7 protein-coding genes are annotated in these 10481 nt (G+C 69.4%); 1 reads left to right on the top strand and 6 read right to left on the bottom strand.

Going from position 1 to position 10481, the window contains the following annotated elements; translation table 11 throughout:
* Positions 1-156 precede the first annotated feature (156 nt).
* The 3 genes from ABT070_RS45570 to ABT070_RS45560 all read right to left on the bottom strand — a co-directional run bounded on the left by ABT070_RS45570 (position 157) and on the right by ABT070_RS45560 (position 6101).
* Positions 157-1842, bottom strand: coding sequence for a subtype B tannase (locus ABT070_RS45570; protein WP_351769201.1), 1686 nt, complete (start codon positions 1840-1842; stop codon positions 157-159).
* Positions 1843-2565: 723 nt separating this feature from the next.
* Entirely contained in the window at positions 2566-5391 is a 2826-nt protein-coding gene (locus ABT070_RS45565; protein WP_351769203.1) for an ABC transporter permease, read from the bottom strand.
* Positions 5392-5396: 5 nt separating this feature from the next.
* On the bottom strand, positions 5397-6101 hold the full coding sequence (locus ABT070_RS45560) for an ABC transporter ATP-binding protein (protein ID WP_351769200.1): 705 nt from the start codon (positions 6099-6101) through the stop codon (positions 5397-5399).
* Between the two features lie 83 nt (positions 6102-6184).
* On the opposite strand from ABT070_RS45560, the gene ABT070_RS45555 reads away from it, so the two are divergent.
* A complete protein-coding gene (locus ABT070_RS45555) occupies positions 6185-6814 on the top strand; it encodes a PadR family transcriptional regulator (protein ID WP_351769198.1) in 630 nt (209 codons plus the stop codon).
* Between the two features lie 748 nt (positions 6815-7562).
* Here ABT070_RS45555 and ABT070_RS45550 read toward each other — a convergent pair.
* The 3 genes from ABT070_RS45550 to ABT070_RS45540 form a co-directional block, all read right to left on the bottom strand.
* Complete coding sequence (locus tag ABT070_RS45550) at positions 7563-8891, bottom strand: hypothetical protein (RefSeq protein WP_351769196.1); 1329 nt, start codon at positions 8889-8891, stop codon at positions 7563-7565.
* A gap of 167 nt (positions 8892-9058) precedes the next feature.
* Positions 9059-9184, bottom strand: a complete 126-nt coding sequence (locus ABT070_RS45545) for a hypothetical protein (RefSeq protein ID WP_351769195.1) — start codon at positions 9182-9184, stop codon at positions 9059-9061.
* Between the two features lie 285 nt (positions 9185-9469).
* Complete coding sequence (locus tag ABT070_RS45540) at positions 9470-9889, bottom strand: FKBP-type peptidyl-prolyl cis-trans isomerase (protein WP_351769193.1); 420 nt, start codon at positions 9887-9889, stop codon at positions 9470-9472.
* Positions 9890-10481 lie beyond the last annotated feature (592 nt).

Below are 10481 nucleotides of genomic sequence, written 5' to 3'. Positions count from 1 at the left end.
GGGATCCGGGGCGGGGAGCGGTCGTCTAGGGCCTGTTCCTGCGGATCACACCGCGGACGCGGGGATCCTGAGGGCGGCGGCCGGATTCCCCGGCCGGGCGCCCGCCCGTACCATTCCCTCACTGATCAGGTCACCCGCCGCGGGCGACCGGTCCGTCTAGCGGTGGCCCTTGACGAGCGGGTCGCCGGCCTTCTTGACCACCTTGGCGATCCAGGCCATCGCCTCCGGCACGTCGTAGTTGCCGGCGTGCGGCTGGTTCCATGCCTCCTGGTAGTTCACGTCCTCGACCTGCGGGTCCGCCGCCAGCGCCCGGTCGAGGTTGATCGAGATGATGAACGAGGTGTCGCGGTCCCGCGTGCCGTTGCGGACGTACCAGTTCGGCGCGGTGTCGGCCGCCTTGGTACCGACGAAGTCCATCGGGTCGATCAGGTGGAGCTGGTCGTCGACCGTGGTGCTCTTCTTCGCGGTGTACTGCTTCCAGGTCAGCCCGGTGTCGTCCAGGCCGCTGCCGTCACCCGGGACGTTGTTGTGGTCCCAGCTGAATTCGGTGTAGTTCAGGTACTTCTGGGTGTACGGGCCGAACAGGTTGGTCTCGGTACCGCTCGTGGTGTTGCCGTAGACGCCGACGGCGTCGAACGCCGGGGTCGTCTTCAACGCCTGCTGCGTCACCACGAACTTCAGGTACTTCGCCATATCGACCGACCGCACCTTGTTCGCGGCGTTGTCGACGTCCATCCAGTCGTTGACGTACGACTTCGTGGTCGATCCGCCCGGACCGCCCGACGCGATCACGAAGTTCTCGCCCAGCGCCGGGATCGTGTTCGCCGGATCGGCCTTCAGGTACGTCTCCGCGGACCGGATGAGCTCCTTCTTGATCGTCTCCAGCATGTTCGCGGCCGTCAGCCTCGAGCCGTCCGGGTTGCGCAGGCCCAGGCTCTTCTCGTACGCCGGGAACTTCGCCGCCATCGCCGCCGCGTCGGCGGCCTGCGCGTTCTGCCCCGCCGCCGTGCGGGTGCCGAGCACGTTGTACAGCCACTCGTAGGCGATGTCCGCGTTGCCGAGGTCGGTGATCGGGCAGTACGCGTTCACCGCGAACACGTCGTCGCGCAGGGTGCTGCGGCCCTTGGCGTCGATACCGGCGGCACCGATCGCCGCGAGGTAGGAGTCGTACTCGCTGTCGTTGCCGGAGGCGCCCAGGATGGAGGAGAGCGCGCCTCCGCCGCTGGTGCCGTTGACGACGATCCGCTCCGCGCTGCCCGGCATGGCCTGGTCGTTGAGCCGCAGGTAGCGCACGGCCGCCTTGGCGTCCACCACCGCAGCCGGAGCCTTGCCCGGGGAGGAGCCGTCGGCGCCGACCAGGCCACGGCTGCGGTTCGCAACGTCCACGAACACATAACCGGCCTTCAGTGCCGCGCCGACGTTGCTCGACGTGCTGTTGTAGGAGGCGCCGGCCGTCACGCTCGCCTTGACGTAACTCGCCATCCAGCCGGAGTTGTTCACCGCGAAGTAGATCGGTGCCCGCTGGTTGCCGAAGGCGCTCTCCGGCACGAACACGTTCATCGACTCGTAGCCGCACCGGGTGTTGCTGATCGTCGTCGAGCCGAAGATCCCCGTCTGCTGCGCCGCCGCCCCGACCGGGTTCGCGACGTAGCACAGCTCCTTGTACCAGCGCACGGCGACCGACTGGCCGTCCACGGTGACGGTCATCGTGGTGTAGGCGCTGTTGTCGAACGCGAGCGCCGCGTCCTGCGGATCCACGACGTGACCACGCTCGTACGACGACGCGACCGCCATCGTGGGCATCGCGATCACCGTCAGGGCGAGGGATCCCGTGATTGCCACGGCTTGCAGGAGGCGCTTGCGGGCCGGGCGGGCGGCCCCCTTGCGACGTTCCGCGGGGTGGAGTGCATCGCGTCCGGAGGGCGTCGAGAGTTGCTGCATATGGTCTCCTCATTGAGCACCAGGTGTTCGCCGATGCCTCACGGCCAGGCGTGACGCACGCTACAAGAGTGTTAACAATATGCACAGCGATTATGCCGACATTTTTGTCAACGATCTGTGTGGTGTCGAGCCCGCCCGGTATCGAGGTCCGGCCACGCCAACAGGCCGCCCAGGCGGCTTCGTTGAAATTATCGTTGACAATTCTTGGGTCCGAGCGGGGTGTGCGCCGCGCCAAGCGGTTGGCCCTGCACGTCGGCGGAGTCGGCAGTTCGCCGCCATGGGGGCAGTAGCCCAGCCAGGCGACGACCGCGCCGAGTGCCACTGCCCACGAGCGACGGATGGACGCGGTACCGACCGCAATCGATCAGAGCTCCCGCACGGCCGCCGCGCACGCCCTGCCTGTCTCCTGCCACCTGGCGGAACACCTCGGCGAGCCGACCGGCACGTGACCGGATTCCGGGGTTCAATGCCGCCCCGCATCCGGCGATGTGAGCGGATGCGAACGGCTGTCGCTGACAGGGGAGGGGCACGACCGCGGACGTCCGTCCACTGCTGAGACCCCGGCCTGTGAACACGGCCGGGGTCTTCCGCTGTGCGATGCCGCCTGCGGTGGCGGCGGTCGGCTCAGTCGGCGGCGAGCAGGTGGGCGGGGGCGATCCGGGACAGCCCCCGGATCGGCACCGTCAGAGCCGCCACCACCAGGGCGGTCGCCGCGAGCGTGGCCAGCAGCGCGGCGCCGACGACCGTGAACAGGTGTCCGTGCAGCACGCCCTGGCCGAGGGTCAGCACCCCGGCCAGGCCGGCCACCGCACCGGACAGGCCACCCAGCAGGGCCAGTCCGATTCCCTCGTAGAGGGTCAGCTTCGCCAGCTCGCGGTTGGTCCAGCCGGTCGCCCGCAGCACCGCGAGATCGGCGGCGCGTTCGCGCTGCGAGATGACCAGGACGTCGATGGCGCCCGCGGCGCCCAGCAGCAAGGACAGGGCGACGCTGAGGTAGTCGGCCTCGCGCGCCTGCGCCACCACGGCGCTGCCGAGCAGTGACCCGGCCACCTCGCCCCGGAAGGCCAGCGTCAGGGCGAGCAGCACCGTGAAGGCAGCCACTCCCAGCGCCAGTCCTGCCGCACCCAGCAGTGTGCGGCCCCGCACCCGCAGCAGGTTGAGCACGGCCAGTCCGGCCACCGAACGCACCGGGTGTGCGCGGAGGGCCGCCGTCACCGGGGGTCGGACGGCTTCCATCGGTCCCAGCCGGGTGGCGAGCCAGGCGGGGATCAGTCCCGCCGCCGTGGCCAGGAGGAGCGCCACCGGGAGTACGAGGAGTGACTTGGAGCCGGCTTCGGACTGGCCCAGCACCCGGCCCAGCACGTATGCGAGTACCGTGCCCGCGGCTCCGGCGGCGAGGCCGATCACGGCCAGTTCGCCGAGGACCAGGCGGAGCACTTCGCCACCGCTCCAGCCCAGGCAGCGCAGCGTGCCGATCTCGATGCGACGTGAGCGCACCGAGGCCAGCGCAGCCTGGCCTAGGAAGAGCGCGCACACGACGAGGACCAGCGCGAAGAGCACCGCGCTCTTGGTGTCCACCGCCTTGAGGATGCGCAGTGCCACGCCCTTGGCGACCCAGCGCTCCGTCACCTGTGCCGAGGCGCTCAGCGTCACCGTCTGCGGCGCGGGCGAGCTGCCGACGGTGACGTCGACCTGGAGCCGAGGGTAGGCGGCCCGGATCGCCCCGGCCACGGCGTTGACCCGTGCCCGGGAGGCGGTGTCGACGCCGGTCACTCCGGCCACCCGGATCCTGATCGCGCTGACCGGTGCCTTGTCCTGGAGGCTCGGGACCCGGCGGCTCTTGGTGAGCGCGGTGATGGAGTCCATCGTCGTCAGCATGGTGGGCGGCGGGCTGACGTAGCCGCCCAGGTTGCGGTCGGGCTGCAGCGGCTCGCCGTGGAGCTTCGCTCGGGTCGCGCTGTCCGCGCCGGTGACCTGCGGCGTCTGGTAGGTCTCCAACGGGGTGTCGGACAGGGGTGAGAAGCCGGGCAGTTTGCCGGTGTCGTAGCGGCCGACGAGGTGGACGAAGGGATTGGGCAGCCGTCCGGAGTCGACGCCGTCGCAGGTACCCAGCCCGATGCAGTTCGTGGCGACGTGGCTGGTCACCTTTCGGTACTGGGTGCCCTGGTGGTTCTCCTCGGGGACGTTGGTGAACGGCTGCTGGTCGTAGTTGGTGATCCACAGGCTGCGCTTCTGCGGCGGCTGCGGCTGCGCGGCGAGGTCGCCGTCGGAGGTCCGGTGGTAGCTGACCGGGCCGACCGTCCAGTAGGCCCCGGTGTCGAACGAGTCCTCGGTCAGTGCCTTCCGGTAGCCCTTGCTCAGATCGACGCGGGTCCTGCCCACCGTGGTGCCCCGCAGGCCTCGGACGAAGCTGTCGGCTGTCGGGTTGCCCAGTTTCGAGGGCAGCTCGGCCGGGTCGCCGACGTCCAGCCGCTGCACGGTGGCGTCGAGCGTGCCGGTGGTCAGCGGGTTGTCGCTGAGCAGCGCCGGGATGTAGGAGTCGTGCTGTCCGTGGACGCTCTTGGCGGACGACACCGTCCACGGCTTGTCCTGCTCGGTGAGCATCCGGCCCGAGGCGATGGTGTCGCCCAGGCCCACCAGCCGGTCCTCGGCCACCGGGTCGATGGCGGACAGCAGCACGGGGTAACTGACCGGAACGTCGATGGTGGCCTTGTCCTGGCCGGACTGGCAGTTCATCCGCGAACTCAGGTCCGGGTCGAACGGCGACTTGTCCCGGAGGTCCTCGGCGATGATGTTCGGCTTCAACGGCAGATCCAGGTTGAACTCGGTCTGCTCCGACTTGTCCCGGTTGAAGTAGAAGCAGACGTCGTACTTCCCCTTGATCCGATACCGCTGGGTGCTCTTGTCGGCCTCGCCCGTTTCCAGGGTGTCGGACTCGAAGAGACCGTCCGACTCCGACGCCGACGTCAGGGGGGAGCGGGTGAGGTAGACGTACTCGTCGGAGGTGCGGTAGGTGCCCAGTCCGGAGGTCAGTGTCGGGCTGATGCGCAGGATCTGCCGGGACGCCTTGCCGTCCAGGAAGCGGGACACGTCCACGGTGACGGTGCTCGCCACCATGAGGTAGCCGATGTTGGCGACCGGCGCGGCCACGTCGACCCCGGCCATGTCGCCGATGCGCCGGTACTCGTCCATCGTGATGCCACCGAATGTGCCGGACAGGAAGTTCGGCGAGACCAGACCGCTCTGCCGCTCCACGTCCGTCTGCGAGTCGGGCGGGCGCACCAGCACGTCGTACGCGGACCGTGCGTTCTTCCGTACCGTGCCCACGGTGGTCGCCTGGCTCGTGCTCACCGTCGCGGTCAGCAGGGTGAAACTGGTCGCCGCCACCAGGATTCCGGCGGCCAGGGCCAGCGCGCGCCCGCGGCGCCGCCGGAGCTGATCGAGGATCATCGCTATCACGGGCGCAGGCCCCCCAGCCGGTCCAACACGTCGCCGGACGGTGTGACCCGCTGGTCCGAGGTGATCCTGCCGTCCTGCAGACGCACCACCCGGTCGCCGTTGGCGGCCACTTCCGCGTCGTGGGTCGCGATCAGCATCGTCATTCCGTAGCGCTCGCGCAGCGTCATCAGCAGGTCGATGATCTCCCGCCCGATGACGCTGTCCAGGTTGCCCGTGGGCTCGTCGGCCAGTAGCAGTCCCGGCCGGTTGATCAACGCGCGTGCGACGGCGACGCGTTGCTGCTGGCCGCCCGACAACTGCGAGGGCAGGGCGTCGGCCCGCTGGTCCAGGCCGACGGCTTCGAGCAGTTCCATGCCGCGCGCACGCCGGTCGAAGTCCACTCTGCGCGGCAGGACGGGGGCGAGGACGTTGTCCAGCACGGTCAGCGCGGGCAGCAGGTGGAAGCGCTGGAAGACGAAGCCGATACGCCGCCGGTGACGGTCCAGGTCCCGGGGCACCAGCTGTGTGCCGTCGATCTCGACGTGCCCCTCGTCGGGCTGGTCCATGCCGCCCGTCACATGCAGGACGGTGGATTTGCCGGCGCCGGACGGCCCGGTCAGCATCACCACCTCGCCGGCCGCGACCTCCAGGTCGACCTCGTCCAGAGCGGTCAGCCCGGGGTACCGGCGACTCACCCCGCGTAACGCCACGCTCACAGCCATTGATGCAGCCTCGCCCTCGTACATCGCGCCACATACATTGCGGCAATGCAGCGGTATGTTGTCACAATGTAGAAGGGACGTATATGCCGCTCCACCACGCCGTGCTCGCGCTGCTGACCCGGCGACCGAATCACGGATACGAACTCAAGGCCCGGTTCGAGGAGGCCGTCGGCCCGCAGTGGGGTGGCCTGAACATCGGTCACCTCTACCAGATCCTCGAACGGCTGGTCCGTGACGGCTATGTCTCGCGCTCGCAGGTCACGCAGACCGACCGGCCCGACAAGAACCTCTACACGCTCACCGAAGCGGGCGAGGCCGAGCTGCGCTCGTGGGCGACGACCGCCTGGGTGCGTGTCGGCGGCTTCCGCGACGAGCTGTTCCTGAAGCTCCTCGGCGCTGTCGCGCTGGGCCCGCAGGCCCTGACCACGCTGATCGATTCACAGCGGCAGACGTACCTGTCCGAGCTCGCGGGCCTGGCACAGCAGCGCCGCGCACACGCCGGCGAGCCGCTGGTCGCCGTCCTGATCGACGCCGCCATCGCGCACACCAAGGCCGACCTCGGACTGCTGGACAGCGCCGCACAGCATCTGGGCCCGCTCGCCACGGCACAGAGCGCGCAGGCGCCGGAGCGCTCACACACACAGGCGCAGGGCGGCACCGACGAGGCCGGCGGTCACGGCGGGATGAGAGGGGACCGTAGGGAGTCCGCTTAGGGGCAATGTCGTGACTGGCCGTCACGGCTTACGTGAGCCGGGCTGTGGGATTGTTCTGCATCGCAGCCGATGCCGTTCACGGTCTCCAGGTGGGGTACGACGGAATCTCGCTGGTCGGAAGGGACCTGTCGGAACTGGAGAGCGACGCAATCGCGCATGGCGAGGCAGCGGGCGGGCACTTTCGCTGCACGCCCGAGGGCTGTGCGGGACCGACCGGATGATCCCGGGGTGGTCATGCGGGGGCAACTCGTCTGGCAGGTCCTGCGATCGCGTCCGTTGTTCATGGTGACGCGCGACGGCGCGAATACTGATGGGGACTCGATGCCTTCCGAGGAGTATCGCCACGGTCAGTCAACGACCTGACGTGGCGTGACGCATGGCGAGGGGTGAAGGAGATCGCCGACCCATCGTCGGCTGGGGCCACGCGAGACCGGAAGCCGGGGCCGCGTCAAGCAGATCTACTCGGTCGTCGTCGCCGAGCTGATCCGTCTCGCCGAGGATCCGCAGCGCCGAGCCGTCGTCCAGGAGCGTGCGCGCGGCACCAACCGGGAGGAGATCGGCGCGGCCCTGGGCACCACTCGCCAGTCCGCCCAAACCAAGTTCGCCGAGTACGTCAAGGCGTGGCGCGAGCCACTCGACAAACCCGAGCCGCTGCACCCCAATGGCACCCTGCACGACCGGTGGATCCCTACGGCGCCCGCGATTACCTCGGGCAGCACCTCCGCCCTGAAGAGCTCCGAGGGGGCGGTCAGTCCCCGCCCTGTCCTTGTGCGGGCAGGGCGGGGAACACGACCACCGATCCGTCCGTGTCACGGGCGATGTCGATCGCGATGTCAGCCGCACGCCCGTTGACCGTGACGCCGTCACCCAGCCGGCGGATCCGGTGCGCCCCGCGCATGAGGCGATCGACCTCACCGTTGGTGAGAACGGGACGCAGAGCGTTCGAGCGTGCCAGCTCCAGCGCCGCCAGGCGTATCAGGACGGCCGCGATGCCTGACTCCATCGTGTCCAGGCGCCGCTGGTCGCGCTTGAGCGCGCTGGTGAAGTGCTCGAACGGGTTGCCGGGCTCGTTCTGGGCGTGCTCGACGGCCTGGAGGACGATGACCCGCCGCATCAGCGCGATGGCCAGGGCGGCGAATTCGAGGTGGGTCCGGAACATGCCGCCGTCGTCGTCGACGCCGGGGAACGACTTGGTCAGCGTGGCGAGTTCGACGGCCTCGCCCTCGGGCAGTCTGTCGAGCGCGCTCTGCCATCGGACGAGGCGGAGGTCGGCCTTGCTCAGTGCTGTGTCGATGGTGTGCACGGCCGAGTCGAGTCCCAGCGAGACACCGAGCTTGCCTTGGTCGAGCAGGATGGCCGTGGCCTTGTCGATGGCGGCACGGCAGCCGTTGAGTGCGCTGTGCTCGTCGTCGAGATTGTCCTCCTGAATCTGCTCCAGCAGTTCCGTGATGTGTGCGACGGCTTGCCGGCGCTTTTGGTCGGCGTGCGCGCTCACCCCGACCGCCACGGCCATGAGCACAAGCGGAGCTGCCACGGTGAGCGCCGCGCCTCCGGCAGCGGTCGCACCGGCGGTCGCACCGGCCCCACCGACGGCGCCCGCCGTCGCCGCTCCACCGACCGGCATGAACCTCGCTTTGGCGGCGATCTTGCCCGTCGATTTCACGAGCTCACCGTAGATGCCACCGGCTGCGCCCTTCGCCACCATCGGACGGACAAGGCCCTGGCCGAACTGGGCGGCGACCTTCGCCGGGACCACCATGCGGTACAGCCCTTCGCCGGAAGCGGTCGCCTTGGCCGCCGTAAGGGAAGTACGCGCTGACTGCGTGATGAACTGCGACAGATGCTGCGCCAGGGGACTTGCGGCGTCGAGCGGGATGCCACGGCCGCGGTCGATCCTGTCGGGCATCGGGTGCACCTCAAGGGTGACGATCGGCTCGTCGGCCAGGACGGCCAGCACACCACGCAGTTCAGCAAGGCGCTCAGCCGTCATCGACTCGCCCGCGGTCAACCCGGGCACCCGGACGTCAGCAGTCGCCAGCGTCCACACCGGCACGGTCGTCTTGCGTTCGTCAGCCATCGTCTCCCCCAGGTTTTCGACAGCAGCTTACGGCTGACGCTCGACGCGAACGGTCCACCGGAATGACCTCGTCATACGGCGTCGGGCGGGCAACGGACAACAGCTGTCCAGCATCCACGCTGCCGATCGCATGGATTCGGCGTTGACATGAGTCTTCCGCCATCCCGTCAGCTGTCTCCGGGGGCCAGGTCGTCGCGTACGTACCTCAGCCATACGTGGTGGGCGGAAGCGGCCGCGCTGTCCCGGGCGAGGTCGTCGCTGATTTCCACCACCAGCCCGGGTTCCACCAGCATGACGTTCAGCGTCCATCGGCTGCCCCAGCCTGCGGAGAACGTCCACCCCTCCCCTTGCTCAGGAGTACCGAAGAGAAGTCGAGCGGGCGACCGCGGACCGTAGCTGGGAATGGCCGGCGCGGACTGTTTGCGCGGCTGCCGGACCAAGACCTCCGAGAACGCGCTGACTGGCTCGCACGACGGGAATGCGAACTCGGCGCCGTGTCCGCCTGGCCCTGGGAACCAGACCAGTCAACGTCTTCCTCGCAGCGACGGGGTGTCCTGTGTTCCTCAGAGGCGTCAGGCTCAGGCCGAGCCTGTCGAACCCGGGCTCGCTCCGGCGGGCCCGCCCACGACCGAAAGCAGGTCCACGACGAAGATCAGCGTCGAGCCCGCCGGGATCAAGGGAGACGGCGACTGCCTGCCGTAGCCGAGACGCGGGGGAACGATGATCTCGCGTCGGCCGCCGACCTTCATTCCTCTCACACCCCGGTCCCAGCCCTTGATGGCCCTGCCACCGCCCACGGCGAACTTGAACGGCCGGTCCTCCTCCCAGGAAGAGTCGAACTCCCTACCGGACGCGAACGTGACGCCCACATAGTGAACCCGGACGACCCGGCCCGGCTGTGCCTCGGCTCCATCCCCGACCACGAGGTCCCGGATCGTCAGCTCGGTGGGCGCACCACCCTCCGGAACCTCGACTCTGGGCTTCGTCAGTTCACTCATCACGGTCCCATCGCTCGCCACCGGAATCCCTCGCACGGGCCGGCCGGACACATGGACCCTCCATGCGGCAGACGATCACGCTACCGGCAATGCCCACACGCAACTGCTCCCGCAGATTGCAAGACGGGCACCGGCCCTCCTCCCTTACCGATGCCTTCCCGCCGCGCCCGCCGCCACGATCGGGGCGGCCTACCCCCCCCGGCGATGAGACCGACCCACCGGGCCCCGACCACAGCTGGTCAGCATGACCGACGTTGTCGGCCGTAGGTTCCCCCGAGCCCGAGCCCGAGCCCGAGCCCGAGCCCGAGCCCGAGCCCGAGCCCGAGGCGGAGATCGACGAAGCTGCCGCCCTGACGGCTGCCGCCTTGGCCCAAGGGTTCGCCGGCAGACCGGCGAGTCGCCGCAGCGTGCGCTCGCCCGTCACCACGCTTTGAACGGCAGTGAACAACCAGGCCACATATCGGGGGGGCCTCGCCGCTCGAACCGGCCGGCACTCCTCAGGGCCGCGGCGCGCGCGGCCGTGGGCGGGCCGGCTCTTGGGGGGGCCCGGGGCCCCCCCCGCCCGGCCCCCCGGGGGCGCCCCCGGTGCCCG

It is taken from the genome of Streptomyces sp. NPDC002884 (assembly GCF_040295245.1).
Lineage (GTDB): Bacteria > Actinomycetota > Actinomycetes > Streptomycetales > Streptomycetaceae > Streptomyces.
Note: the sequence above shows the minus strand (reverse complement) of the source record. Positions and strands in the feature narration are given on the sequence as shown.

Excerpts from the sequence above, each read along its gene's own strand:
- ABT070_RS45565 (WP_351769203.1), bottom strand. The coding sequence starts at position 5,391 with ATGATCCTCGATCAGCTCCGGCGGCGCCGCGGGCGCGCGCTGGCCCTG.
- ABT070_RS45560 (WP_351769200.1), bottom strand. The coding sequence starts at position 6,101 with ATGGCTGTGAGCGTGGCGTTACGCGGGGTGAGTCGCCGGTACCCCGGG.
- ABT070_RS45555 (WP_351769198.1), top strand. The coding sequence starts at position 6,185 with ATGCCGCTCCACCACGCCGTGCTCGCGCTGCTGACCCGGCGACCGAAT.
- ABT070_RS45550 (WP_351769196.1), bottom strand. The coding sequence starts at position 8,891 with ATGGCTGACGAACGCAAGACGACCGTGCCGGTGTGGACGCTGGCGACT.
- ABT070_RS45545 (WP_351769195.1), bottom strand. The coding sequence starts at position 9,184 with ATGCTGGTGGAACCCGGGCTGGTGGTGGAAATCAGCGACGACCTCGCC.
- ABT070_RS45540 (WP_351769193.1), bottom strand. The coding sequence starts at position 9,889 with ATGAGTGAACTGACGAAGCCCAGAGTCGAGGTTCCGGAGGGTGGTGCG.